29 protein-coding genes and 1 riboswitch are annotated in these 25,919 nt (G+C 42.9%); of the genes, 22 read left to right on the plus strand and 7 right to left on the minus strand.

Annotation, left to right across the window (positions count from 1 at the left end; all coding sequences use genetic code 11):
• Positions 1 to 35 precede the first annotated feature (35 nt).
• Entirely contained in the window at positions 36 to 2,057 is a 2,022-nt protein-coding gene (locus tag BN1067_RS09090) for a penicillin-binding transpeptidase domain-containing protein (RefSeq protein WP_053218559.1), read from the minus strand.
• A 536-nt stretch (positions 2,058 to 2,593) separates the two neighbouring features.
• Complete coding sequence (locus BN1067_RS09095; RefSeq protein WP_407701360.1) at positions 2,594 to 3,196, minus strand: class D sortase; 603 nt, start codon at positions 3,194 to 3,196, stop codon at positions 2,594 to 2,596.
• A 364-nt stretch (positions 3,197 to 3,560) separates the two neighbouring features.
• Positions 3,561 to 3,647: riboswitch (cyclic di-GMP riboswitch) on the plus strand.
• A gap of 23 nt (positions 3,648 to 3,670) precedes the next feature.
• Here BN1067_RS09095 and sinI point away from each other — a divergent pair.
• From sinI to nagE, 6 genes are all read left to right on the plus strand, one after another.
• A complete protein-coding gene (gene sinI, locus BN1067_RS09100; protein WP_110943400.1) occupies positions 3,671 to 3,805 on the plus strand; it encodes a DNA-binding anti-repressor SinI in 135 nt (44 codons plus the stop codon).
• A gap of 79 nt (positions 3,806 to 3,884) precedes the next feature.
• Positions 3,885 to 4,217, plus strand: coding sequence for a helix-turn-helix domain-containing protein (locus BN1067_RS09105; RefSeq protein ID WP_053218620.1), 333 nt, complete (start codon positions 3,885 to 3,887; stop codon positions 4,215 to 4,217).
• A gap of 293 nt (positions 4,218 to 4,510) precedes the next feature.
• Entirely contained in the window at positions 4,511 to 5,029 is a 519-nt protein-coding gene (locus BN1067_RS09110; protein WP_324777875.1) for a VanZ family protein, read from the plus strand.
• 126 nt (positions 5,030 to 5,155) lie between these two features.
• Positions 5,156 to 5,302 carry a hypothetical protein gene (locus BN1067_RS19845; RefSeq protein WP_199868497.1) on the plus strand — a complete coding sequence of 49 codons (147 nt, stop codon included), beginning with the start codon at positions 5,156 to 5,158 and terminating at the stop codon, positions 5,300 to 5,302.
• Positions 5,303 to 5,495: 193 nt separating this feature from the next.
• Entirely contained in the window at positions 5,496 to 6,089 is a 594-nt protein-coding gene (locus BN1067_RS09115; RefSeq protein WP_199868498.1) for an REP-associated tyrosine transposase, read from the plus strand.
• A 161-nt stretch (positions 6,090 to 6,250) separates the two neighbouring features.
• Entirely contained in the window at positions 6,251 to 8,185 is a 1,935-nt protein-coding gene (gene nagE / locus BN1067_RS09120; protein ID WP_053218561.1) for an N-acetylglucosamine-specific PTS transporter subunit IIBC, read from the plus strand.
• A 351-nt stretch (positions 8,186 to 8,536) separates the two neighbouring features.
• Here nagE and BN1067_RS09125 read toward each other — a convergent pair whose 3' ends face one another.
• Entirely contained in the window at positions 8,537 to 9,259 is a 723-nt protein-coding gene (locus BN1067_RS09125) for a GntR family transcriptional regulator (protein WP_053218562.1), read from the minus strand.
• Positions 9,260 to 9,447: 188 nt separating this feature from the next.
• Here BN1067_RS09125 and nagA point away from each other — a divergent pair, with 188 nt between their 5' ends.
• Positions 9,448 to 10,641, plus strand: coding sequence for an N-acetylglucosamine-6-phosphate deacetylase (nagA, locus tag BN1067_RS09130; protein WP_053218563.1), 1,194 nt, complete (start codon positions 9,448 to 9,450; stop codon positions 10,639 to 10,641).
• Positions 10,631 to 11,362 carry a glucosamine-6-phosphate deaminase gene (nagB, locus tag BN1067_RS09135; RefSeq protein ID WP_053218564.1) on the plus strand — a complete coding sequence of 244 codons (732 nt, stop codon included), beginning with the start codon at positions 10,631 to 10,633 and terminating at the stop codon, positions 11,360 to 11,362. The genes nagA and nagB overlap by 11 nt, the downstream gene beginning before the upstream one ends.
• Before the next feature lie 195 nt (positions 11,363 to 11,557).
• On the opposite strand, the gene BN1067_RS09140 is transcribed toward nagB, so the two are convergent.
• Both BN1067_RS09140 and BN1067_RS19850 read right to left on the minus strand, forming a co-directional pair.
• Positions 11,558 to 12,190: a YigZ family protein gene (locus tag BN1067_RS09140; RefSeq protein WP_053218565.1), complete on the minus strand. Its 633-nt coding sequence runs from the start codon at positions 12,188 to 12,190 to the stop codon at positions 11,558 to 11,560.
• A 7-nt stretch (positions 12,191 to 12,197) separates the two neighbouring features.
• Positions 12,198 to 12,353: a hypothetical protein gene (locus BN1067_RS19850; protein ID WP_199868499.1), complete on the minus strand. Its 156-nt coding sequence runs from the start codon at positions 12,351 to 12,353 to the stop codon at positions 12,198 to 12,200.
• Positions 12,354 to 12,402: 49 nt separating this feature from the next.
• Here BN1067_RS19850 and BN1067_RS09145 point away from each other — a divergent pair, with 49 nt between their 5' ends.
• From BN1067_RS09145 to BN1067_RS09165, 5 genes are all read left to right on the plus strand, one after another.
• Positions 12,403 to 13,548, plus strand: a complete 1,146-nt coding sequence (locus BN1067_RS09145; protein WP_053218566.1) for a sensor histidine kinase — start codon at positions 12,403 to 12,405, stop codon at positions 13,546 to 13,548.
• Positions 13,549 to 13,841: 293 nt separating this feature from the next.
• Positions 13,842 to 14,522, plus strand: coding sequence for a response regulator (locus BN1067_RS09150; RefSeq protein WP_053218567.1), 681 nt, complete (start codon positions 13,842 to 13,844; stop codon positions 14,520 to 14,522).
• Positions 14,523 to 14,709: 187 nt separating this feature from the next.
• Positions 14,710 to 15,552, plus strand: a complete 843-nt coding sequence (locus tag BN1067_RS09155; protein WP_053218568.1) for a DegV family protein — start codon at positions 14,710 to 14,712, stop codon at positions 15,550 to 15,552.
• A 529-nt stretch (positions 15,553 to 16,081) separates the two neighbouring features.
• Positions 16,082 to 17,122 carry a DEAD/DEAH box helicase gene (locus tag BN1067_RS09160; protein WP_324777876.1) on the plus strand — a complete coding sequence of 347 codons (1,041 nt, stop codon included), beginning with the start codon at positions 16,082 to 16,084 and terminating at the stop codon, positions 17,120 to 17,122.
• The gene (locus BN1067_RS09165; RefSeq protein WP_053218569.1) at positions 17,122 to 17,814 is read left to right on the plus strand and encodes a ComF family protein; all 693 of its coding nucleotides are present in this window, start codon (positions 17,122 to 17,124) and stop codon (positions 17,812 to 17,814) included. The genes BN1067_RS09160 and BN1067_RS09165 overlap by 1 nt, the downstream gene beginning before the upstream one ends.
• Before the next feature lie 53 nt (positions 17,815 to 17,867).
• Here BN1067_RS09165 and BN1067_RS09170 read toward each other — a convergent pair whose 3' ends face one another.
• Positions 17,868 to 18,380, minus strand: a complete 513-nt coding sequence (locus tag BN1067_RS09170; protein ID WP_053218570.1) for a GIY-YIG nuclease family protein — start codon at positions 18,378 to 18,380, stop codon at positions 17,868 to 17,870.
• Positions 18,381 to 18,382: 2 nt separating this feature from the next.
• On the minus strand, positions 18,383 to 19,234 hold the full coding sequence (locus tag BN1067_RS09175; protein ID WP_053218571.1) for a hypothetical protein: 852 nt from the start codon (positions 19,232 to 19,234) through the stop codon (positions 18,383 to 18,385).
• A gap of 373 nt (positions 19,235 to 19,607) precedes the next feature.
• Here BN1067_RS09175 and BN1067_RS09180 point away from each other — a divergent pair, with 373 nt between their 5' ends.
• The 9 genes from BN1067_RS09180 (at position 19,608) to BN1067_RS09220 (ending at position 25,849) form a co-directional block, all read left to right on the plus strand.
• Complete coding sequence (locus BN1067_RS09180; protein WP_053218572.1) at positions 19,608 to 20,027, plus strand: TIGR03826 family flagellar region protein; 420 nt, start codon at positions 19,608 to 19,610, stop codon at positions 20,025 to 20,027.
• 83 nt (positions 20,028 to 20,110) lie between these two features.
• Positions 20,111 to 20,380 carry a flagellar biosynthesis anti-sigma factor FlgM gene (flgM, locus tag BN1067_RS09185; RefSeq protein ID WP_053218573.1) on the plus strand — a complete coding sequence of 90 codons (270 nt, stop codon included), beginning with the start codon at positions 20,111 to 20,113 and terminating at the stop codon, positions 20,378 to 20,380.
• Positions 20,381 to 20,394: 14 nt separating this feature from the next.
• Positions 20,395 to 20,895 carry a flagellar protein FlgN gene (locus tag BN1067_RS09190; RefSeq protein WP_053218574.1) on the plus strand — a complete coding sequence of 167 codons (501 nt, stop codon included), beginning with the start codon at positions 20,395 to 20,397 and terminating at the stop codon, positions 20,893 to 20,895.
• 19 nt (positions 20,896 to 20,914) lie between these two features.
• A complete protein-coding gene (gene flgK / locus BN1067_RS09195) occupies positions 20,915 to 22,447 on the plus strand; it encodes a flagellar hook-associated protein FlgK (RefSeq protein WP_053218575.1) in 1,533 nt (510 codons plus the stop codon).
• 10 nt (positions 22,448 to 22,457) lie between these two features.
• Positions 22,458 to 23,327, plus strand: a complete 870-nt coding sequence (gene flgL / locus BN1067_RS09200; RefSeq protein ID WP_053218576.1) for a flagellar hook-associated protein FlgL — start codon at positions 22,458 to 22,460, stop codon at positions 23,325 to 23,327.
• A gap of 77 nt (positions 23,328 to 23,404) precedes the next feature.
• Positions 23,405 to 23,995, plus strand: coding sequence for a DUF6470 family protein (locus BN1067_RS09205; protein ID WP_053218577.1), 591 nt, complete (start codon positions 23,405 to 23,407; stop codon positions 23,993 to 23,995).
• Positions 23,996 to 24,008: 13 nt separating this feature from the next.
• Positions 24,009 to 24,461 (plus strand): flagellar assembly protein FliW, encoded by a 453-nt coding sequence (fliW, locus tag BN1067_RS09210; protein WP_053218578.1) that lies wholly within the window; start codon positions 24,009 to 24,011, stop codon positions 24,459 to 24,461.
• Between the two features lie 2 nt (positions 24,462 to 24,463).
• Positions 24,464 to 24,694, plus strand: coding sequence for a carbon storage regulator CsrA (gene csrA / locus BN1067_RS09215; protein WP_026570974.1), 231 nt, complete (start codon positions 24,464 to 24,466; stop codon positions 24,692 to 24,694).
• A gap of 126 nt (positions 24,695 to 24,820) precedes the next feature.
• Positions 24,821 to 25,849, plus strand: coding sequence for a flagellin N-terminal helical domain-containing protein (locus BN1067_RS09220; RefSeq protein WP_026570973.1), 1,029 nt, complete (start codon positions 24,821 to 24,823; stop codon positions 25,847 to 25,849).
• Positions 25,850 to 25,919 lie beyond the last annotated feature (70 nt).

A 25,919-nucleotide genomic window follows, 5' to 3' on the forward strand; every position in this document is an offset into this window, starting at 1 on the left:
GTTCCATTGGAACAGCTCCCTATTTTGCAGATATGTTATTTTATTTCCTCTAATGCTTCGACAGCGCGGTCGACAACAATATGGCTGCCGCCTTGGTCTTTGACGTTCTCCATCATCATCGAGATTAACATATCCTCGTCTTCAGGATAGGTGACAAACCAGCCATTTTCTTCGCCATCTTCATCATCCAGGCTTTTTTTCAATTCTGCTGTACCCGTTTTACCAGATAAGTTGATGTCTAGTGAGGCTGCACTATGAGCCGTTCCGTTTGAAGCGGAGACGACTTTGCGGAGTGCACCACGGATAATAGAGATGTTGTCTTCGCTAACGACGCCTTCTTTCCAAACCTGGCCGTCTTCTTCGCTTTCCTCCAGGGTCGGCTGGATCATATTACCGTTGTTTAGCAAGGTAGTATAAGCCGCTGCCAAATGCAGGGCGCTCATTTCCAACTGTCCTTGACCGTAGCTGGTATCGGCCAACATCGCTTCACTATCGATTTTCCCGTTATTGGAAACGGAGGAAGCTTCGATTGGATAGGTGTAAGGGAAGTCCTCCCCGACTCCAAATTGGTTCAGACCGTCAATCAGATTGTCAGACCCGATTTCCAACGCTTGCTTTGCGAAGTAAATATTATCTGAGCGTACGAGTGCATCCGTTAAATCGACGGGACTGCCTTCCGAGACACGCGTTACACGATAGTCACCCCAAGATTCATCCTTTTGCCATTTAAGACCATTGATTTCGATTGCCTCATTCGGATCGATCGCGCCTGCTTCCAGTCCGATTGCCGCAGTGATTGGTTTAATGGAAGAGCCCGGCGCAAAGGTTGCACTGAAACGATTTTGCAGTGGATGCTGTTCATCATCCTGTAGTTCTTCCAGTCGTGACTGGCTGATTCCATAAGCCAGCTCGTTTGGGTCGAATCCTGGAGCACTCACGAGCGCAAGGGTTTCCCCAGTTTTTGGCTGGACTACAGCTGCCGTGCCGGACTGGTCTTCATAGGAGTTGTAAATCGATTCCTGAATATCTGCATCGATGGTGACCGTAATATCTTCGCCATTTTTCACTTCGGTTTGTGTCAGAACCTGGTCTTCTTCTCCATCCTTTGTTACAGCGATGGTTACGCCGGGTTCACCCTTTAGTCTGTCTTCAAACAATAATTCCAGGCCGCGTTTTCCAATGATATCACTATTTGAATATTCACCCGGATCGGCTTCCTCTATTTCTTCAGCAGTTACCGAGCCGATATACCCGACTAAATGGGAAGCTGCTTCGCCATAGGGATAAACCCTGCCGGTTGTCGTTTGACTTAAAACAGGTCCCAGTTCAAATAGGGCGTCCAATTGTTCCTCGTTCGTTTTTGGAACTTTTTTCAAAGGAACAAACGAATCATCTTGCACCCATTCTGCTTCCAGTGCTGCATTTATTGTATCGACATCCATTGAAAGCAGATAAGCTATCTTTTCTTTCGTTTCTTCAGCATCCTCGCCGAATTCCCCTGGGACTACGCCAATTTCATAAATTTCCTCATTTACCGCAAGGCCATTTTCGTTTCGATCGAAAATTTCTCCCCGTTCTGGAGATTCTGTTTGAAACGAAATTTCGCCTCCGTCTTTCAACTGCGGAAAAATATAGCCGGGATCCCAATTGACTACCCAGTCGGTTTCACCTTCGTCATCCTCTGTTTTGTTCAAAGTAGCATCATATTCAAAGGAAATCGGCCCGCCTACCGTATCCATTTCCACGGAGACCGGGAATTTAGCCGTCTCATCCTCCTGGCTATTTTCTTCACCTTCCTCCGGTTTCTCATAGCTGACATTTAAATTTTCTACGTTCAAATCGTTATAGATTTTTTCATAACGATCAACAAACTCTTCTGTAGGGTAAGCCTCTTTTGATTCAGAGGATGCCATATCGTACATTGCTTTAAAGTCCTGCTCGTTCCAATGGTCGACGAATTCGTCCATCCGTTCTTCCGGTGTTACTTCATCGTTGGAACAAGCTGATAGGACAGCAATTAATGTCATCATAGCTAGCAAACTATAAATTTTTTTCACAGTACCCATCCTTTCTTTATCGTACTTCAAGTAAACAATACAGCCGTACTATCTCGTATGTATTTCTCAACGTTGTACCCGTATGGCCAAAATGAGAACAAAGATTGTTCCGTTTTTGAAGACAAAGCTTCATTCTAGTCAAAAGATTCCAACCCCCATTATACCTCAATACCCCAGCTACCGTCTAAACCAGAAACCAAAAAAACACCAAAAATTTGAAAAAAGAAAAGGTTGAAAAAGAGGATGCAAATCAAGGGGTCAATCAGGGGGTCCAATCAGGGGGTCAGCAATCAGGGGGTCAGTCCCCAAATTAGAGGAACATAGGAAATGCCAAGAAGAGGGGACAGTCCCTCCTTTTCATAGAATGCTGTAGCGATAGGATTTAGATGAATTTTTGGCAAGGAAAACTTTTATTTAGGGTGATTTGGGGTCAGTCCCTGAATCAGTCAAAATGTATGGGAATGAGTTTTGAGGGACTGTCCCCGAGTTAAGGCCGGATTAACTTCAGGAATAGTGGGTTCGCGTTTCTTCAGTGATTAGTCGATTGGGAGGGCTGTAATGATATAGCGCTGTGGGGCGTTTCCTAAATAGGAAAATGGATAACAGGTTGTCAGCGTCAATACTTCGTCGGGCGCTGTGGATTTGATTATTGTCCGATCATTAGCATCGACAATTCTGGCACTTTCCATTTGATAGCGAAACTCTCCATAAGGAAGTTTAACAATAAAAATATCACCGATTTCTACTTCGCCCATTCGTCGGAAAACCGTATCTCTGTGTCCTGATAGTACAATTTGGTCATTCTCGGTAGGATATGCTGTTCCCTTGTAATGGCCAACTCCTTTTTCCAAATCGTCCGGGTCGGTTCCTTCTACAATTGGCAGCTCCGCACCTATTTTCGGGATAGCAAGAATTCCGGCAGTTTCTCCTTGCTCCGGAAGATAAGCTGCATCGCCGTGTTGCTTATCAATTATGGTTGGGTTATTTTGTTTCGTTTCAGAGGAGTTTCTTTCCTTTAATAGTAAATGAGCCTCAGCAAGGCTTTTTTGCTGGGACTGTCCCGTTTGCACTAACTGGATGGCGCCGTATCCTGCTAACACTATACCCACTGCCATGATTAGAAACGCTATTTTTTTCACCCGTTCCATCCCTCTTTCAACGTTTTCTCTTCTATATTAATGAACGGTAATCTTGAAATCTGAAAATCGTTTACATTCAAACTAAATTTATCAGTAATCACTTAGCAAAACAACAGACATTAACCCCTACAATCCGCCAATTTTTATAAGATTGCTAATCAAATTAGGGCTATTAGCCCGGGAATTTTTACGAAAAAGCAGGGTCTCATTAGATTCCCTCGAATCAAGCAGCATTTTGTCTTAATTATAGTATAAATGAATGAGTCTGATTCGCTCTCCTTTACAAAACTAGTAGTTATTAGACAAAAACAACCCATAGGAAATCCATGGAAATTATAGTATATTTTCAATATAACATTGCTTCTTCAGTAAAAGGCAAACTTATTGAAAAATAAGGACGCAAAGCAACAGATCTAAAGCACCTTGGTGCTAGGATGGCTGTGCTGCCTGACAGAATATTGGAGGGTAAACCGTATGTTGAAAACGTTGGACGAAAAAATTCTGGATAGAGATTGGATTCACCTTATGGAAGAAGCAAAGCAGATCGGACTGCAGATTGATGAAGTGAAAATATTTTTGTCCAAGCAATCTTCTGTAAATAGCAAATAACTGTGTGGCTTTTACGTGCTTTATATAGAACCATTCGCCTTTCTTGTGATATAATCTGGTTGAAAGAAGGTGAATGGCCTTGATCGGGGATAAAATCAAACAATTGCGCCAAGAGAAAAAAATGTCCTTATCTGAATTGGCAGAACAAGCTGGCGTGGCAAAATCATACTTAAGTTCAATAGAAAGAAACCTGCAAACGAATCCTTCTATACAATTTATGGAAAAAGTAGGCGCGGTACTGGGAGTGTCCATCAATGAGCTGCTAATGAAAGAAGAAAGCGAAGAAATGAAGAAGCAGCTGGACGAGGATTGGCTGGAGCTCGTTCAAGATGCCATGGAATCCGGAGTTTCTAAAGAACAATTCAGAGAGTTTCTCGAATTTAATCGTTGGCGAATCAACCAGGATAAATAAATAGTACGAAAAAACCTGGACACCCGGAGGGAAAAACGCCCTCCGGGTGTTTCACGTTATTTGGGCGTGGGAGCAGTTTGGGGTCAGTCCCTCATCCTGTTAGCGCTCTAAAGTGTTAAAGCGAGATTTAACAATAGCGGAAAGCTTCTGGCCCTTTTAATGAGGGGACATGCTAAGATCCACTCCTGAAGATTTTGATAAACAAATCTGGGGACTGACCCCCACTCTGTTACAGTTGTAAACGATTCTTTTTGGTATAATGCTAGGTAGGTCAGTGACATGAGGAGATTGGAATGCAGAAGATGAAAAAATGGAGTTATTGGTTATTGCCTATCAGCTGGATGGTGGTGATTTTTTATGCTTCATCCCAGCCATACGAGGATCAGGATATCAAACCTTTTATGGCCGATTACGTTGATTTGGACTTTTTAGCGCCCTCATTAGATGGGATAGTGTTTTCATACCACCATTCGGAGGTTAGTATCCATTCGTTAGGGGTATATGGGTTTGTGGAATTCTTTATAAGAAAAGGAGCACACATGGCTGTGTTCTTCGTGTTACTGCTTTGTTTTTTTACCGCCATTAACAGGACGCTCGATGTTAAGCGCAGAGTGCAAATAATCATTTCCCTTTTTATTACAGTTGCATATGCTGCAATAGATGAGTTTCATCAGAGTTTCACTCAGAATAGGACTCCATATGCCGGTGATGTCGTGCTGGATACTTGCGGTGCTATCCTGGCAATTCTATTTATTTATTTGTTCTATCAGCGAAAAAACAGAAAAATCACAAAAAAAGCTGTAAAATTTTGAAAGAAAATCCCCCTTTTTGTTCCAAAAGATGATATAGTGGAAACAATTATGAAGAAAAACGAATTTGTCAGATGATTCTGTGACTTATATAAAAGCTTAGATTGATAGAAAAAATGAGGTGAAGTAATGAAAGAGCAAGAGTTATATAAAAGCGTATTATCAAAATTGATTGATAAAACAGAGAACTCTCAAATAAATGATTCCCATGAATTTATCGAGCACTTAATCAAGGAATTGAACCAGAATCATGTAGTGAAATCGGAAAATGCCTAAACGATATAAGAGAAGAAGCGTTGAAATTCCAGTCAACGCTTTTTCTTTGCTTCCATACTTTAACACGCTACCACTTTACCATGGTGGGGGACTGACCCCTAAAATATTCTCATTTAGAGATGCTGTTAAAGAGGGTTTTAAGTGATTTTGTCGAAAGGTTATCTGAAATACTATAAGGAAAGAGGGAATGCTAATGCCGAGAATGTTGAGAGCCTGGGTCCCCGGGGGAACTTATCATATTACGGCCCGGGGAAACAGGAAGCAAGTTTTATTTAGGGATGAGGAGGATCTTCACCGATACCTGGAAATTCTCCAATCCGTGAAACAGAAGTATCCTTTTCAGCTACATGCCTACTGCCTTATGCCCAATCACATCCATCTCCTCGTGGAAGCCACCGAACAAGCCCCGAGTATGTTTATGAAAATTCTCCATACGAAATATGCTATTTATTTCAACAGAAAATATGATCTAGTCGGCCACGTTTTTCAGGGAAGATTTCATGCCCACTACATTACTTCAGTACAATATTTTCTCCACGTTTCCCGCTATATTCACCTAAATCCATGCGCAGCCAAGATTTGTTCTATCCCTGAACAATATAAGTGGAGCAGTTACAATGAATATATGTTCCCGGAAATGCAAAAAAGAATAGTAGACCAAGACAGGCTGTTGTCTTATTTTTTTGAACCAAGAAGGTTTCGGTATCATCAGTATGTAAACGATAGAAAAGCCGAAGTAACTGCCTTGGCTCCAGTATTACCAAGTCCTATTCCTGAGGAAAAGTAATTTTTTGTTTTATTTTTGGGGACAGTCCCTCTATAATAAGTTTAGTCGAAAATTGTAGTTGGAGGGACTGTCCCCACACTAAATAGAATTGGTATAGACATCTATATATTACCGGTGTTATACTTTCTACAGCGTTTTCAAAATATAGAGGAGTGGAATTAATGCTAGCGTTTTTACAACGAATTGGTAAATCTTTAATGTTTCCAATCGCTATGCTCCCTGCTGCTGCTCTACTGGTTAGACTGGGTGCTGATGATATGTTGGATATCCAGTTTATCAGCCAGGCAGGAAGCGGGATATTAGATAATCTTGCACTTATTTTCGCGATTGGCGTAGCGATGGGCTTCGCTCGTGATGGAAGCGGAGCTGCCGCCTTGTCAGGTGCAGTAGCATTCCTGGTATTGACTGGCGGTGTCGGAGCCTTTGGTGATGAGTTAGATATGGGCGTATTCGGCGGTATTATCGCCGGAATTGTTGCTGGTCTGCTTTATAACCGGTATTCCAATATCCAACTCCCGGACTGGTTGGCTTTTTTTGGTGGAAAAAGGTTTGTCCCGATCATCACGGCAATTGTCATGGTGATCTTATCTGGTATCTTCGGACTCATCTGGCCGCCAATTCAGACAGCGATCAATGGTCTAGGGGAATGGATGCTTGGTGCAGGCGCCCTTGGGGTCGGAACATATGGCTTTTTCAACCGGCTTTTAATTCCGGTTGGACTCCACCATGTCATCAACACCCTGGTATGGTTTGATTTTGGTTCCTTCGTACCCGAGGGAGCTTCGGAGCCGGTAAGAGGAGAAATCAATCGTTTCTTGCAAGGAGACCCGTCTGCAGGTACTTTCCTTGCAGGATTCTTCCCGATCATGATGTTCGGTCTGCCGGCAGCTTGTCTCGCCATGTATGCCGCTGCTAAAAAGACACGCAGAGCCGCGGTTGGTGGTATGTTATTCAGTATCGGATTTACTGCATTTTTGACCGGTGTAACGGAACCAATTGAGTTTTCATTTATGTTCTTGTCTCCACTTTTATATGTGGTACATGCCATACTGACTGGTATCTCTATGATCATAGCTTTATGGCTAGATATCCGGCATGGGTTTGGTTTTTCAGCCGGTTTCATTGATTATGTCTTAAATTTCGGTATAGCACAAAATCCAATCATTTTGTTCATTCAAGGACTGGTCTTTGCGGCTATTTACTTTGTGGTATTCTACGTGTTGATTGTCAAGCTCGATTTGAAGACCCCCGGCCGTGAGGATGAGGACGTAGAACATGCCGATGAAAGCGGGATTATCGCTAAAGGCGGTAAGAATTATGATGCTAAGGCTTATCATTATTTACAAGCACTCGGTGGTCCAGAAAATATTAAAAACCTGGACTATTGTGCAACCCGGCTTCGCCTGGAAATGAATAACATGGAGGAAGTCGATGAGAAGGCGCTTAAACGCCAAGGAGCCAATGGTGTCATGAAACTGAACAAGCGAAATTTACATGTGGTTGTGGGAACTACAGTTGATTTCCTTGCTGAAGCAATGCGTAAACGAATGGAAAACAACAACATGGAAGCACCGGGAAAAGAAGAGGATGCAGAAATCCCGGCTGAAGAAAGCCAGAGAACAGTAGGAAAACTTGCGAGCAACGATTTTGTTGCTCCTGCATCTGGTAAGCTAATGGAAATTACAGAAGTGCCGGACGAAGTATTCTCTGAAAAAATGATGGGTGATGGATTTGCAATCGAACCAGAAGACGGCTTGTTTGTTGCCCCAGTCGATGGCGAAATCATCAACGTCTTCCCGACCAAGCATGCTGTCGGAATTAAAGCTTCCACTGGACATGAAGTGCTGGTCCATGTCGGACTTGATACCGTGCAGCTTGGAGGAAAAGGCTTTGAAGTATTTGTAAGCGAAGGGAAGCAAGTGAAAAAAGGGGAAAAACTCCTGAAGGTGGACCTCGGATTCATTAGAGAAAATGCAGCTTCTGCCATTACCCCTGTCATCTTCACAAACCTCGGAGATAACGAGCAGGTTAGATTACTTCAAAGCGGTACCATTAAAATTGGCCAGGAAAATATACTTGACTTAAAACAAGAATAACAATCGTAAAACCCCAGCTTTAATAAAAGCTGGGGTTTTGTTTGATTCATTGAAGCCAATTTACTAGGAATCCCGCCGGGGTCAGTCCCCAAAATAACAAAAATGCGAAAAAAGGTGATTGCGGGGACTGACCCCAAACCAAACATAAATAAAAAGAAACCGACTTTGGGGTCAGTCCCCGATCCGCTTAAATCCACCAATGACAAGGTTTTTATATAAGGGAAGACACGAAAAAGACCGTTTCGGGGACTGACCCCTAAACGGTCTTTTCTGCACATATGGGCTCTTATGTTAGCGGTAGGGGACTGTCCCCTCAAGCGTGCTGTCCCCATCCCACCGTCCCATCCGAGCTTAACGGGGCATTTGCAGTTTGAATTTGTATTTGTCTGCCCGGTAGGCGGATTTGACATATTCGAATGGTTCATCATTGCTTAAGTAGGTGAGACGCTCGATTAACAACACAGGATCACCTGGTTTAAGCTGTAAGTACTTGATTTCCTTATCATTGGCAAGTGCCGATTCAATTTCCTGATCGGCATGCTTGATGGTATGGCCGAGCGTGTTTTCGATATAGTCATAAAACGACGGTGCAAAGTCTTCTCTCGTCATGTTCCCTGCGATTTTCTTCGATGTGTAGATTGTTTCTACTGCCAGCGGTGCTTGATCTGCCATCCGAACCCGTTCGATTTTAAAAATCGATTCTCCGATGTCCACTGCCAGATTGGCAGCAAGTTTTTCGTCAGCCTCCATTTCCTCGAAGCGTACAAGCTTACTGGAAGGAGTAAGACCCCTAGCCCGCATATCCTCACTGAAGCTGGTCAATCCCTGTAAGTTTTGCTCGAATTTTTTCTCAGCTACAAATGTACCTTTGCCTTTTTGGCGATACAGCAGCCCTTCAGAGGCCAGGTTGTTAATGGCTTGTCTGACAGTCATCCGGCTGATGTGGTGTTTCTCTGCGTATTCCCGCTCGGAAGGGAGGAGTTCTCCCGGTTTTAATTGTTCGGTTTCGATCAGGTGTTTGATTTCCTCTTCCAATTGATAATATATAGGTAATGGTGAATTTTTATCGACCATATCCATCTCCTTTCATCGCCTGGCTTGTAAAGAGAAAATGAAAAGCTATAAAAATTTTATCAAAATATTCAGGTTAAGTATATACTTATATTAATGTATAGACAACTATATCTCATTGTGATACCTTAAAAGTGACTTCCTATATTATCGGTGTTTTTTGCAATTATTTAGAAAAGAGGCGAGCGACTGTGGCGAAAGAAGGCACGTTACTCATAAAAAATGTTAAGGTTTTTGCGGAAGAGGAAGTAATCGAGAAGGGATATTTATTGGCTGAGCAAGGAAAAATAAAAGAAATCGGCCCAATGGAACAGCTGACTACCGAAACATCCGACAAGGCAGTCGTGGTGGACGGAAACGGTCTTAATGCTATTCCCGGGTTTATAGATGGGCATATTCATGGAGCCAACGGGGCAGACGTAATGGATGCCACTCCGGAAGCATTGGAAACGATGGCGACCGTCCTTCCACGTGAGGGGACCACAAGCTTCCTGGCGACAACCATTACCCAGTCTACCAATAACATCCATAAAGCATTGGAAAATGTAGCTCGTTACCAAAATAAACCGGCTCAAGCGGAGATCATCGGAATCCATTTGGAAGGACCGTTTATCGAGGAAAGCAAAGCAGGTGCCCAGCCGAAGGAACACATTCTAGCTCCAGATGTAGAGCAATTTGAAAAATGGCAGCGAATTTCTGGTAATCGGATCAAGACGATTACTATGGCGCCTGAAAAAGATGAGGATGGAGCACTTACCAAATACCTTACCGGTCACGGAATTAACGTATCGGCAGGACATACATCGGCAACCATCGCCGATATGCGAAAAGCGGTCGAGAACGGTGTCCAACAGGTGACCCATCTATGTAACGCGATGTCGCCAATTCACCATCGTGATATCGGGGTTGTAGGGGCTGCTTTAACACTGGAAGAGCTGAAAAGCGAACTAATTGCTGATAAAATTCATGTCTCTCCGGAGATGATCAATTTTATTTATCAGAACATTGGCAGTCAACGCCTCATGCTGATTACGGACGCGCTCCGGGCAAAGTGCTTAAAACCGGGCACTTATGATCTTGGCGGACAAGAAGCAACGGTAACAGAGGACCGTGCTACGTTAAGTGATGGGACGCTTGCTGGATCTATTTTGAAAATGTACCAGGGCGCCCAAAATATGATGGAAATTACCGATGCGAGGTTAACGGACATTGTAACCATGACAGCAGTCAACCCGGCAAAGCAAGTCAACATGTATGATCGAAAAGGAAGCCTTGCGCCAGGAAAAGATGCGGATGTTTTGTTGGTGGAAGACGATGTCTCCATTAAATACACTTTTTGCCGTGGAGAATTGGCATACGAGGAGGCGAACGAACGTGAATATTAAACAAGTAGAAGACTATGAGGCTATGAGCATAGCAGGTGCCCAGTTAATTATGGAGACAGTAAAGCGGCTGGAAAACCCCGTACTCGGACTGGCGACAGGCTCAACGCCAGAAGGAGTTTATAAACAGCTGATCGATGCATATCAGCGGCAGCAAGTGTCATTCCGTGAAACGACTACCTTCAATCTCGATGAATATGTCGGTCTCGCTGGAGAAGACCCGAACAGCTATCGTTATTTCATGGATGACAAGTTTTTTGACCATATTGACATCAATAAGCAGCAAACCTTTGTTCCGAATGGAAAAGCGGATGACCTGCAACAGGAATGCGAGCAGTATGAACAACGGTTGAAGGACCATCAGGAAATCGATTTGCAAGTATTGGGAATCGGTGTAAATGGCCATATTGGCTTTAATGAACCGGGAACATCGTTTAAAACGAGAACCCACGTTGTCAATCTCGCGCCATCAACACGAGAAGCCAATGCCCGCTTTTTTAACAGCATGCAGGAGGTCCCGGAACAAGCGATTACGATGGGGATTGCAACGATCATGAAAAGCGAGAAAATTGTATTGCTCGTTTCTGGAGAGAAAAAAGCGAGGGCGTTAGATCAATTGCTTCATGGGGATGTAACGGAGGAATTTCCTGCCTCGATATTGCAAACCCATGATAACGTCCAAATCATCGCAGATAAAGCAGCATTATCGAAGGTAAGAGTGTAGGCAATCCGGTGAATTTTTTCACAGAGGATTGCCTTTCCTCTTTTAAAACGGAACGCTAGATTAAGTAAGGTTTCACAGCTGATAGCCACATCCAACTTCGACAAACTTGCCATCCATAAGTGGAAAATGACGTTTCTTTTCCACGAAAGACCTCGACCACTATCATTCCCCGGGAAATAATGTCGAAAAAAAGTACTATACGTCGATTTCCAAATAAGAGCTTCCGCCGGGTGTAATTTCAACCTGGTCGCTGGTTAGGTCTACCATCCAGTCGGTGAACGTTTCTTCCTGACCACTTTCGACGTAAACAGAAAAAGCTACATTTTCCTGATAGGAGATGTCTTTCAACAAGTATTCCGAATTGCGAAGTTGATTTTCCAATTTGCCGAGTAGGGAATAATCAGCTTTGACAAGAAAGTGTTTCATTAGCTGGCGTCTAACGATCCCGGTCGTATCCAGCGCCTGCGAGGTTGTACCGGAATACGCACGGATCAATCCGCCGGCGCCTAGCTTGATCCCTCCGAAGTATCGGGTCACCACTACGACGGTATCTTTAAGGTCCTTCTTTTTTAACACTTCAAGAATGGGAACACCAGCTGTTCCGCTTGGTTCGCCGTCATCATTGGCTTTTTGGATTTGGTTATGTTCCCCGATCATATAGGCAGAGCAGTTATGGGTAGCATCATGATGTCGTTTTTTAATTTCCCCGATGAAGGCTTGAGCTTCCTCCTCGGTTTCGACCCGCTTTACATGGCCGATGAAGCGAGACTTCTGTATGGTGACTTCATCCGTCCCTTCGGTTTTTACGGTAAAATAGCTATTTAGCATCTTGCATTTAACCTCCTAAATCTTCATTATATAAAGTAAGAGCAAGTGCCGCAAATAATTGAGAAACTGCTGGCCGCGCATGTTGGGCTTTTTTGGGCATAATGGAATTTTTTGAAGGAAGACCTTTTATAAAATTTTGAAGCACAGGGAAAATTACCCCCATAAGCCTGATTTATCCTTCGAATGTACTATGAGGAGATAGGTGGAGAAAGATGACAAAGAAAGCAGATGAGAAAGCATTGGATCATATTATAACTGAGATGATCGATACGGTGGAAAACAGTAAGGATGAAGTTTTTTACATAGGCGAAGAGTCCCGTAAGGAGTACGAACAGCTGCAAAACGAATTAGCTGAAACGAAGCGTCAGGTCATCCATGTTATAGAAGAAGGCGACGATCTCGAACAAAAAGTACGTTTCTCCAGAATTAGACTATCTGAAGTAAGTAAGCATTTTGATAACTTTTCAGAAAAAGAAATCAGAGAGGTTTATGATCAAACCCATACGTTACAATCCGAGTTGACGATGAAGCGGGAAAAGGAAAAAAATCTGCGCGAGAAACGGGATGAAATTGAGCGGCGCCTTCGATCGCTGGAACAGACAGTCAAGCGGGCGGAAGGTCTAGTCGGCAAGATTTCCGTCGTCTTAAATTATTTGAACGATGATTTCAAACAAGTGTCCGAGGTGCTTCAGGACGCTCAGCAAAAACAAGAATTCGGCTTGAAAATCATCGAAGCCCAGGAAGAAGAGCGAAGACGTTTGTCCCGTGAGATGCATGACGGGCCAGCGCAAATGCTTGCCAACATTCTCTTGCGCTCCGAACTAGTCGACCGCACATTCCGTGAGCGAAGCGTCGAAGAAGCTGTCCAGGAAATGAAAAGCATGCGGAAAATGGTCCATACATCCTTGTCGGAGGTCCGGCGGATTATTTATGATTTGCGCCCGATGGCACTTGATGATCTCGGGCTCGTCCCGACCATGAAAAAGTACTTGACCAACACGGAAGAATATAACCGAATCAAGATTGAGTTTACTCCGCTTGGAGAGCAGCGGCGGCTTGACACCAAATATGAAGTGGCCTTGTTCCGACTAATGCAGGAATCGGTGCAGAATGCCGTCAAGCACTCGGAGGCGACGTTGATCCAGGTAAAGATGGAGATTATGCAGGACAAAGTTGGATTGGTGATCAAAGATAATGGAAAAGGGTTTGAAATGAGTGACAGAAGGGAAAAGTCATTCGGTATCATCGGCATGAAGGAACGTGTTGAAATGTTGGATGGAGAAATCGATATTTACTCCAAAATCAACGAAGGCACTTCCGTGATTATCAATGTGCCGTTGAACCAGCAGGAAGTATAGCGGGATTGACTAATGTCGTAATTTGAGGATGATTAAATTAAAGTAAAACTTGCTCAAATTAATACAAATCCAGCTATATCATGTATAATATAGAGAAAGAGACACACTGCGACAGCAGAAAGGTTTAGTAACTGGTGGTAGAAAACATAGCAACTATTACAGCAAGAGGAAAAAATCAACTTAAAAGGCGGTGTTTAACGCTGTCCTGGTATATGTTGATTTATTCTGGCCGTTGGCGGGCAGACAATTCCCGCTGAAGGAGTTTCACTTCATGCAATTAGGAGGAACAGAGTATGACAACCAACATATTATTAGTCGATGACCACAAGTTATTCCGTGAAGGTGTTAAAAGAATCTTAGATTTCGAGCCTTCATTCAATGTTGTCGCTGAAGGGGATGACGGTTCCACAGCAGTAAAGCTGGTGGAAGAGTACAATCCGGATGTCGTCTTGATGGATATCAACATGCCGAACCTTAATGGTGTCCAGGCAACTTCGGATTTGATTGAGAAGCACCCGGACATAAGCGTCATCATTTTATCAATCCATGATGATGAAAATTACGTGACACATGCTTTAAAAACCGGTGCGCAAGGGTATTTACTGAAGGAAATGGATTCTGATGCGCTGATCGAGGCGATTAAGGTCGTCAGTGAAGGCGGTTCCTACCTCCATCCGAAAGTAACCCACAACCTTGTGCAGGAATACCGCAGACTGGCTGAGGAAAGTGCCAACAAGCCGGTGGAAAAACAAATCGATTATCGCAAACCATTGCATTTGCTGACACGGAGAGAATGCGAAGTGCTGCAGCTATTGGCTGACGGCAAGAGCAACCGCGGAGTCGCGGAGGCATTGTACATTAGTGAAAAAACGGTAAAAAACCACGTCAGTAATATTTTGCAAAAAATGAATGTAAACGATCGGACACAGGCCGTTGTTTCAGCTATTCGAAATGGCTGGGTCGAAGTCCTGTAACCAACACTGAAAAAGCCGGGGGATATCCCCCGGCTTTTGTCCATTCTGCGAGCAGACGTGTGCCGGAAAAGGTTACCATTCTAGCAAATTTAGCCAAAAGAATTTTTTTGTGCTAGATAATCATGGAATCTGCCTGTAAAATAGAAGATAAGCATAATCGAAACTTTGTCTATGAAAGGTAGATTTTATGAAAATTGCTGTTATGACTGATAGTACGGCTTATATACCGGAAGAGGTCCGCCGTGAAAAAAATATACATATGGTGCCGCTCAACGTCATTTTTGAAAATCAATCCTATCAGGAGGAAGTCGATATTACGGCAGATGAATTTTATCCGATGGTGAAAGCTGCCGCGGAACTGCCAAAAACCTCCCAGCCATCGATCGGATTGATCACCGAAAAGCTGGAAGAACTGGCTAAGGATTATGATGCCGTCATTTCTGTCCACTTATCAAGCGGGATTAGCGGGACGTTTGAAGCTGTCGGTTCTGCCGGGAGAATGGTCGAAGGAATTGACGTACACCCTTATGATTCGGAAATGAGTTGTATGGTACAAGGGTTTTATGCCCTGGAGGCTGCAGATATGGCCGCCGACAATGCAACGGTTGAAGAGATTCTGGCACGGCTCGATGAAATGAAGCAGTCGATGAGCGCTTACTTTATGGTTGATGATTTGAACAACTTGCATAGAGGGGGACGTTTAAATGGTGCCCAGGCTTTGGTTGGCAGCATGCTCCAGGTAAAACCGCTGCTTTATTTTGAAGATAAAAAAATCGTTCCATTTGAAAAAATCCGTACCCGGAAGCGTGCCTTGAAGCGGATTGAAGATTTATTTGCGGCTGATGCCGAAACCGGTAAGCCGATTCGGGCGGCCGTGATTCATTCACTTCGTGAAGAGGAAGCACAGGCGATGAAACAGGATTTCGAAGCAAAGTATCCAAACGCCGAAGTGGTCGTCAGTTACTTCGGTCCAGTGATCGGTACCCATTTAGGCGAAGGTGCCATCGGACTTGGCTGGTATTTTAAATAGGTTCAAGCTATCATTCAATTTTATATAATCTATGTCCCGCCTCAATTTGGCGGGGCATCAATCTTGGAAGGAGCTGGTTTTCATTTTTCATTTGTTTACCTCCATCCAGTCGTATTTTCATCCCACTTTTGACTGGATTCCCTCTACTAACAAACCCTCTGAAGTAGCCTCTAAAAAAGAAATCCCGGAAAAATATTTTGTACATGCCAAACGATTTGCCGGAAAACTGTTGCTTAAGGAAGAAATTCCTCTTGATGCTTCTGAATGGAGTGAATTACTCCACGCCAGAGCGTTTGAAGCTGTTAACTCAATCGAAGGCCATTGGTGGGGATGGCGCTGCCGCCGCTGTGGCAACAAGCTGCGCCGACAATTTGCAAATATCCCTTGCGCCCGCTGTAACGAAACCCATCTTTACTGCCGTAACTGCGTGGGAATGGGGAGGGTGCTTCAATGCCAGCCGTTGTATGTTTGGACGGGCTCTCCTCCAGAATGGCCAGTTCAGGAAAACGTGTGCAGGTGGGAAGGGCAATTGACAAACGCTCAAAGGCATGCCTCCGACCGGATTAAGGAAGTGATGGAAGCTGGTAATGGGGAGCTCCTGATCTGGGCGGTTTGTGGCGCTGGAAAAACCGAGATGCTGTTTGAAGGAATAGGAAGTTCTCTGGAAGCAGGCAAGCGTGTTTGTCTTGCTACGCCACGCGCCGATGTGGTCAGGGAACTGCTGCCCCGATTTAAACAGGCATTCCCTGACGTATCAATCTCCGGTTTGTATGGGGGAAGCGAGGATAAAACGGGTGACGGTCAGCTCGTACTAGCGACAACCCATCAGCTGTTGCGTTTTGCTCGTGCATTCGATGTCCTCATTATCGATGAAATCGACGCATTTCCATATCACAAAGATCCTTCACTACCATTTGCGGCTGCCCGAGCTGCAAAAAAAGAAGCTGCCCGTGTGTATTTGACAGCAACTCCGAGAAAAGAAGAGCGCCGGCGGATCGATTCTGGTCAACTAGAATCCGCTTTTGTTCCGGTCCGATTCCACGGACACCCTCTTCCAGTACCCCGCTTTATGCTTTCCAATCGAATGAAAAAGTCATTGCGACAAAATCTCCCTCCCGACAATTTTTTTGAATGGCTGAAGCATCGTCAGCAACCGAATAGACAGCTATTGATATTCGTGCCACACGTGGAGCTTGCCGGAAAAATGGAGAAAGCAATCGGTCTGGTGCTGAATAATCAGTTTGGTTTATCGGCAGTTTCTTCTGTCCATGCTGCCGATGAGGACAGGGAAGAGAAGGTCCGGCAATTTCGAAATAAACAACTGAACGTGCTGATCACCACAACGATATTGGAACGGGGTGTCACCTTTCCTTCTGTTGATGTGGCCGTGCTGGATGCAGGGCATTCTGTATTCGATGAGGCTGCACTTGTGCAGATCGCAGGCAGGGCAGGGAGGAGCCCTGATGATCCGGATGGTGAGGTGCTGTTTTTTCATGCGGGGAAAACGAATGCGATGGTAGCTTCCGTCCGTTCGATACAAGCAATGAACAAGCGGGCGGTGAGGATTTGATGCATTGTTTATGGTGTGATCAAGAAATCGTGAACGAAACGCATTGGGGAAATGTTTTGCTGCCTGATCGGGTGAAATATTTATGTGTGAGGTGCGAATCAATGTTGGAGAAGCTTGACGGGGCTTTGTGTGTCAAGTGCTCCCGGCCCGTTAAGCAAGGGGGCGAAACCTGTCAAGATTGTCGCCGGTGGGAAAAGCTCGACCAGTGGAAAGGGGCCCTGAAGCAAAATCGGTCTGTTTACGCGTATAATAAGGGGATGCAGGAGATGCTGGCCAAATGGAAGTATCGCGGTGATTATAAATTGCGTGAAGCATTTCAGGTGGATTTTCAGGCAAGTTATCGGAATGCCTTTAGCAGCGACTTGCGAAAGCACGCAATGTTAGTACCCATCCCATTAAGTGAGGAGCGACTGTACGAGCGGGGTTTCAATCAGGCAGTGGCGCTGATTGAGTTATTGGATAAATCGGCTTCGCCATTATTGAGCAGAATACATGGCGAAAAACAGTCCAAAAAATCCCGCCGGCAGCGCATCCAAACTGAAAACCCGTTTTCGATCGTAGAGACGACCGATAAACCGGTCATTCTAATTGACGATATCTACACTACCGGCACTACCCTCCGCCATGCCGCCCGAACCCTGAAAACAAACGGATCCCCGGAAGTTTACTCCTTTACGCTTGTTCGAAGCTAATACACACCTCCAAAGAAAAAAGCCTTAGGACATTACCCCAGGCTTAAAACATCTTAAGCTATTACTGAATTTTCAATGGCAAGTGTTTGATTATATTCTTCAGCCAACATAGTAGATACAAACTCAACTGTTGGATCTATTTCTTCAACTAGGTTCCGTAAATTGTCGATGTCAGTTTTAAAAAATTCTTTTCTGAAATTCACTTTATTTACACGCTGTTCTTTTAGCTCAGAATGCAATTTCTGTTCTAATTCTACTGCGTTGTCACTAAAAACCATAGCATGCACATCAAATTTAAAAGGAACTGATGCACTTCCTAATTCGTCAATTCTTTCTTGAGGAATCATTCTTCTTGTCATGCCAATTTTAAACATATTTTCTCCGAAAGATCCTAAATTAGAAATAGCATAAACATATCCCGCTTTTCCAAGTGCTAAACTTGATATTTCTTCCTTCTTATCATTGACACTTTTCATTTGCGATTCAAGTTCTTTTAATCTGTCTTCTAACTGTTTTACTTTTAATTCATCTTTCTCCTCTAAAAGTAATTGTTTATTTCTAGCCATTTCTATTTCGAGTCTTCAAGATTATTATATTTTAATTGAAATAATAATATTTGTATTTCAGCTTGGAGAGCAATAATCATCAAATTATAAATGGTCTTATTACTTTTTGTTGAGTATCTATCCTCAAATTTAGATAATACCTTTTTTATTTCTTTATTCGTTGCAGTAGAAAGCTTACGTAGTTCTTTTGAATTATCCGAATGCAAATGAAGAGTCATAACTGTTCCAATCAGCGAGTCATCAGACAATTCCTCTTCTAACTGTTCTATTTGATTTTCTACTTCTTCAAAATTAATAGTAAAAGGAAATCTCTCATTAAAATTTTTTAATCCAACAACCTCTGACTTATATTTCCTTGCTTGAGTCCTATACTTTTTTATTTCTTTAAGTAACATTTCATATTCATTGTTCATCGATTCTAGTTTATTTTGTTGTTCTTGTGTTTTTTCTAATACTATTTTTAAATCCTCATTAGCAGAATTATTTATAGAATCTGCTTCCTTTTTTGCATTACTAATAATTTCTTCTTTTTCTGTGAGAGTATCATTTTTTGTTTCTTCAATTATTTTGTTGATTAGTTCGTTTTTATTCTCTAGAATAGATGACTTTTCTTCAAGTTCACGTGTAGTGTGCTCTAGTTCTTTGTTTAGGTTGGCTATTTTTTCATCCTTTTCCCTTACTGGTATATTTAGTAACTCATCCTCTTTCAGATGGTTATAAAATTCACTTCTTTTTTTGGACTGAATTATTAGCAAAATTATAGCTAAAATTCCAGGAACAACTAGAAAACCTAAAAATGAAAGGCATACAATTACTGTGCTGGAGTACCACCACTTATCTCTATAAGTTGTCATTTCCTTCCTCCTTGTTAAATGATAATTATAATTCTAACATAAATTGGAAGGTGGCAACCTTTTAATAGCAAATTAGGTGATATATATTCAATTAATTTCTTATGCTAACAAATTAGAAGTTTAACCTTTACTATAAGGTACAGACCTTCCGAAACTAAAAATCCTGTTTTATCAACATTCCACTTAAAAATGAGAGAGAAAAACCCCTGATTGGGTTCAGTCCCCTCCCGAGCCAAAATCTCTAATTTCTCTCCAAGGGGGACAGTCCCCGGTTCATGTCTCCGGCTGTTCTGCCATTATTTCTCATTCTCTTGTCACGGTTCAGGGAGTCATGTGCTATAATGTACGAAAAATGCTTTTAGGGGGAACGACGATGGGAGAATTAATGAACTGTCCACGCTGTGATGCATTGTTTGTATCTGGTGTCCGGTCAATTTGCCAGGATTGCTACAAAGAAGAGGAGCGTGCTTACACGACAGTTTACAATTACCTGCGCCCGAGAAAAAATCGCCAGGCCACTATCCCGGAAATTGTAGAAGCTACTGGAGTAGATGAAGAAATTATCTATAAATTTATAAAAGAAAAACGTTTACGGCCATCTCAATTCCCGAATTTGACTTATCCATGTGATCGATGCGGGACGATGATATCAGACGGTAATCTCTGTAACAACTGCCTGACAGAGATGCAAGCAGACCTGGACGAACAAAGAAAATTGGATGAAATCGCCCGACGTAACCAACAGAATGTTCAAGAAGCAAACACATACTATACAGTCGAAAAAAAACAATGACTTTTTATTAAACAATACTGCCCATCTGCCGATATTAAGATTAGAGCATGTACGCCAGTTAACCGTGAAAGGAGTGCAGTGCATTGAAGATTAATGGTACCAATCAAACCAACTTTAATCCGTACCAAAAACAACTGCAGAAGCAGGCGGAAGTGAAAAAAGAATTGACAAACAAAGAAGATAAAATACAAATCTCGAGCCAGGCAAAACAGCTTCAGGAAACGGCGAAACCAGATCCGGCACGGCAGCAGCGAGTACAGGAAATTAAACAGGCAGTAGAATCCGGCGAATATAATATCGATCCAAAACAGACTGCTAAGAAGATGATTGAATTTTGGAATAATCAAGGCTAGAGGGAGGACATCCGATGTCCGTTCAACCGATCGTGGAATCATTACAGCGTATGATCAAGCTGCATGACAGTTTATTAACCCTTTCAAAAGAAAAAACAGAGTCGCTGAAATCCGGTGAAACAGATAAGCTGCAAAGTCTGATGCTGCAAGAACGAAAGCATGTGCAGGCAATCAACCAGGTTGAGAAGCAGCGTCAGCAGGAAGTGGAAGCATGGGCAATTCAAGCCGGCCTTCGTCCGGAAGAAGCTACTGTATCGGTCATCCTTGACCATTTGGAGGATGAGCAGGAGAAGATAGATTTAGAAAATCGCTTTTTAAAGCTGACCAATGTGCTGTACGACTTAAAACAGCAAGAGAACCTAAATCAGGATCTAACAAGGCAATCCTTACAATTCATTCAAATGTCAATAGATATGATGGATCCTTCCTTGAAAAATATGAATTACGGAAATGCAAAGATCCAGCAGCAGGCATCACAATCATCCAAGCGTTCGCTGTTTGATTCAAAAGCGTAGGGAGAGAGGAGTAACAAGTGTGAGTTCAACTTTTAACGGATTAGAGGTAGCCAGACGTGCGCTGACGACCCAGCAATCCGCTTTATATACCACCGGTCATAACATAGCCAATGCGAATACGGAGGGTTTTACCAGACAGCGAGTCAATTTCGAACAGACGGGTCCATACCCGCCGGCATCTCGAAACAGACCACAGATTCCAGGGCAAGTAGGCAGCGGTGTCCAGGCGGGGTCAATTGAACGGGTCCGTGACCAGTTTTTGGACAAGCAATACCGAAGCGAGAATGCCAAGTTCGGTTACTATGACTCCAAAGCAAGTGCGATGGAGCAAATGGAATCGATCATGAACGAGCCGTCAGAGCAAGGGCTGTCGAAAACAATGGATCGTTTTTGGCAATCGCTTCAGGACTTGGCTACCAATAAAGACGAAGGCTCCAGGTCTGTTACGGTGCAACGGGCTACTGCGGTTGCTGAGACGTTTAATTATGTTTCCGATTCTTTAAATTCAGAAAGAAGCAATCTGCAGGAAGAAATGAATGTTACGAAAAAGGAGATAAATTCATTAGTCAGGCAGATAAACAACCTAAACAAACAAATCGGGGACATTGAACCCCACGGTCTGGTACCTAATGATTTATATGATGAACGAGACAGATGTATAGATAAGCTCTCCGGCCTTGTGAATATCAATGTTTCCTATGAAAGCAGCGGTGGACAGCCAAACGCGATTGCACAGGGGAAAGCAACTATCACTTTGGCTGATGCACAAGGAAAAGATACAGACACCGTCTTGATCGACGCATCATCTGGCGAGTATAAGCAAATGGAAATAGGTCTTGATGATAAACAAAATGTAGAGCAATTCAATTTTAAAACCATTGACAAGGATGGCAATGAAACATCGACTGATTCCATTGCTGCGGCTGATTTTTCTTCTCAAGGTAAAATGAAAGCACTCATGGAATCCAATGGCTACATAGATGGTGGCGAAGCAGTTGGGGAATATCCGGATATGCTGGACGAGTTGAATTTTTTAGCTGAAAACCTAACTGCCGCACTTAATGAAGTTCACGCTCAAGGTGTTGATGCCAATGGTGGCCCTGGGCAGGAATTCTTTGTGATTGACGACCCGGAAAATGCTGCCGCATCGATAAAAGTATCTGAAGCAATTCAAGAAGATAGTGACTTGATTGCTGTCAGTGCCAATGGAGACAGCGGTAATGGGGAAAACGCGCTCGCCATGGCTGAAGCAATGCGTAAGAAAGGTGTCGGCGAACTGGGAGAAGGTTCGTCGATACAAAGTTACTATGAAGGGGTTATCGGTGAAATGGCCGTGGTTGCTCAGGAAGCCGATCGGATGCAAAGCAACGCTACGGTACTCAGAGATCAAGTGGATGCAAATAGACAATCGGTCAGTGCCGTATCGCTCGATGAAGAAATGACAAACATGATCAAATTCCAGCACGCATACAATGCGGCTGCACGGAATATGACGACCGTGGATGAAATGCTTGATCGGATCATCAATAATATGGGATTAGTCGGAAGGTAGGTGACTGAAATTGCGCGTAACACAAGGGATGCTTTCGAATAATATGTTGAAAAACTTAAGCAACAGCTATAATAGTTTAGGGACCTATATGGATCAATTATCGACGGGGAAAAAGATAAATCGGCCTTCTGATGATCCAGTGGTCGCTATGAAAGGTATGAATTACCGCACGCAAGTGACAGAGATTGAGCAATATCAGCGTAACACAAGCGAAGTTCATAACTGGATGGACAACTCTGATTCGGCTTTGGATCAAGCTACGCAAGCTCTTCAAAGACTACGGGAATTAGCGGTTCAAGGCAGTAATGGAACGTATGAAGATGGACAAAGGGAAAACATGGCACAAGAAGTTGATCAATTGCGCGATCATTTGGCTGACATTGCCAATACGAAAGTGAACGGGAAATATATTTTCAATGGTACGAAAACCGATACCCCTCCTGTAATCGATGGTGAAGTCCAGGAGGGTGGTGGAGACGTTCTAGTCGAAGTGGCCAGCGGCACTAAGTTAAAGGCCAATATTGATGCCGGAGAAGTATTCAGTAGTGACTTGTTCGACGATATTCAAGCTTTCTCTGATGCCTTGAGGTCTGATATACCTGATGAAGAAATGGGTGCCAATATTTCTTCGCTGGATAATCATATCGACAATGTAGTAAACGAGCGAGCAGATTTAGGTGCACGCATGAACCGGTTAGATCTTATAGAAGACCGCCTTTCTTCTCAAGAAGTTACAGCTAACAAAATGATGTCAGATAATGAAGACATTGATTTAGAAAAAGTCATCATGAAACTAACCACTCAGGAGAGTGTTCATAGGGCCGCTCTCAGTGCCGGGTCACGAATTATCCAGCCAACTTTGACAGATTTTCTAAGATAAAAATAATTTTGGTGAAAGCACTTGCCCTCTATATGAGCGGCAAGGCTTTTTACTATGAAGGGAATGGAGGAGCACGTATGCAACTGCCTCAGGTCAGAATGCAATCTAAACTGGCAAAAATCCAAATCACGCAGACACCGGTACAGCAAACCATTAAACAACCAAAAGCAGAGCAAACAATCAGACAACCCCATGCTGAAGTTACCATGCAACGCATACCGTCCAAAATGACTATTGATCAATCAAAAGCTTGGGAGGATATGAATCTTAAGAGTGCTGCCAAGAGCATATCTGAAGCGGCTCAAAAAGGGAAAGAGGCAGTATATAAGGGCATGCAGCGAAGAGTGAGCCAAGGGGAGCAACTGATGAAAATTGAAAATGGAGGAAATCCAATAGCCTCTCAAGGAAAACAAAATGGGGAAAAACCAATGAAGCAATTCAATATTGGCTGGATTCCATCCCATTTTGCCGTGAAAACCGATTACCAGCCGTCCGAGCTGAAGATAAATGTCCAAACCCATGAACCGATTATTGAAAATAAGCCGAACAAGCCAATCATCAATAATCAACCCGGTGGAGTAGAAACATCTATTCTTCAAAAGGAGAGTTTGGATATTGACTTTGCAAATTTGAAATTTAAAGGTATTGATTTTGAAATGTTGATATAAAAGGATGATGAATATGAAAATAAAAACAAAATATTTGGGAGAAGTAGAGATAGATAGAGAAAAGGTGATCGCTTTTCCACATGGAATTCCGGGTTTTATTGAAGAGAAGGAGTTCGTTTTGTTAGATTTTCCAGACAACCCTGTCTTTCAAATATTACAATCTATCAACACCCAACAACTAGCCTTCATCGTTACTGCACCTTATCAATTTAACAGTAGTTACGAGGTTGAATTAGATAAAGCCATTTTAGATGTATTAGAAATAAATGAAGAACAAGAGGTAGTCATTTTGGCCATTATTTCATTAAAAGAGCCATTTGAAAAAAGTACGATAAATTTACAGGCTCCCCTTGTTATAAATAACAGGAATTGTATGGGAAAACAGTTTATAACGAATAATAAAAGATATGGTACAAAGGAACCAATCAATGTTGAATCCATTTCCTCTAGTGAGAAGGGGGATTAATGATGCTTGTATTAACCAGAAAATTAGATGAAGCAATTCAAATCGGAGAAGATATTGAACTAAAAGTATTAGAGATAGATGGAGAGCAAGTAAAACTGGGAATAACTGCACCAAAACATATCGACATCCATAGGAAGGAAATCTATCTCGAAATTAAGCGTGAAAACAATGAGGCTGCTCACGTTTCAAAAGACTTGCTGAATTTATTAAAAAATAATTCAAAAAGAGGTTAAACATTATGCAATTCTCTCCGATAATATAAATGTACACCAAATGATGCCAAAGACGGCCGCTTTGGTTCATGCGGTGGAGACCACAAGGACGTGGGATATATTTAACCATTCAGGGAGGAAATAATAATGAGAATTAATCACAACATTGCGGCGTTAAACACACACCGCCAACTTGCAGGTAACCAATCTGCTACTCAAAACTCTTTAGAAAAACTTTCTTCAGGTCTTCGTATCAACAAAGCTGGAGACGATGCTGCAGGACTTGCAATCTCTGAGAAAATGCGCGGACAAATCCGTGGATTGGATCAAGCACAAAACAATGCTCAAGACGGCATCTCTTTGATTCAAACTGCTGAAGGTGCGATGAATGAAACTCACTCTATCCTTCAACGTATGCGTGAATTGGCTGTTCAATCTTCCAACGATACGAACACCGACGCAGACCGTGCTGAACTTCAAAAAGAAGTAAACCAGTTGTCTGAAGAGTTGACTCGTATTGCAGACGATACAGAGTTCAACACCCAAAAACTATTAGATGGTAACTTTGAAGGTAAATTCCATATCGGTGCAAACAAAGACCAAAACATTTCTCTTTCTATCAATGCAGTTGATGCTGAAACACTAAAAGTAGGGGAAGAATTGGATGTAGCAAATGCAACTAGCGGTGACTACAGCGGTCAATCCGTATTGCAAGATGCCAGCGGTAACACTGTAGCTGTATTTGTTGATGATGCATACTATTCAACTAGTGATGTAACAGGTACTGCTGCGAGCGGTAACCTTGCTGCTGCAACAGATGCAGTTGCTTATGTAGATTCTGCAGCACTTGCTTCCGGAGACACTGCATACCGTGGTATTGACATCTCTTCTCAGTCCGGTGCTAACAGTGCTATTGACACAGTTAACGATGCAATTGAAACAGTATCCGCTGAGCGTTCTAAACTAGGGGCATACCAAAATCGTTTAGAACATACTATTAACAACTTGGGTACTTCTTCAGAAAACCTTACTGCTGCTGAATCTCGTATCAGAGACGTAGACATGGCTAAAGAAATGATGGCGTTCACCAAGAACAATATCCTTTCTCAAGCTGCTCAATCTATGCTGGCTCAAGCTAATCAACAGCCACAAGGTGTTCTTCAACTACTTCAATAATATAGTATTTAAAACCGCCGTTTTAGACGGCGGTTTTTTTGTGTTTTCATATTCGCAGAAATAAAACACA

Origin of the sequence: Virgibacillus senegalensis, from assembly GCF_000821245.2 — a bacterium.
Taxonomy (GTDB): Bacteria; Bacillota; Bacilli; order Bacillales; family Amphibacillaceae; genus Sediminibacillus; species Sediminibacillus senegalensis.